Here is a 397-nt window from a genome sequence, read left to right on the forward strand (position 1 = left end):
TTACAAATTCATTCACAGCGGCGCCGGGACTTCCGCGATCCCCAGCTCCGCGGCGAGAGCGGTTAGATTGGCCCAAGTACCTGCTTCGACTTCGACGCCATGCTGGCGATTGTGAGCTTCGTGTTTTCTGCCCGACTCGCCGGGCAGGAGGATTTCGCTAAATCCCGGCGCGCTCTTCGTCGATTTTATGAATGCGATGAGCTCGTCGACATGGTCGTAGAAGGTTTCCAAATCTTGGAATTCTTCGACGGCGACTGCTTGGAGAAACAAACCATTGACGCCGTGGCCGCGGTTGTCCCAGTACTGTTTGCCCAGGCCGTTGCCGGAAAGCAGGCCGCCGAGCACTTCGGTGATCAGCGCCAGGCCCGAACCTTTGTAACCGCCAAAGGCCAGGAAC

Annotated in this window: 1 protein-coding gene; it reads right to left on the reverse strand. The window is 57.9% G+C overall.

Features of this window, described 5'->3' with window-relative positions:
* Positions 1–12: 12 nt before the first annotated feature.
* On the reverse strand, positions 13–397 hold a 385-nt coding region (locus I6F37_RS43485), incomplete at its 5' end, for an Ldh family oxidoreductase (protein ID WP_225154909.1).

Origin of the sequence: Bradyrhizobium sp. NBAIM08 (assembly GCF_020193935.1) — a bacterium.
In the GTDB taxonomy this organism is placed as follows: domain Bacteria; phylum Pseudomonadota; class Alphaproteobacteria; order Rhizobiales; family Xanthobacteraceae; genus Bradyrhizobium; species Bradyrhizobium yuanmingense.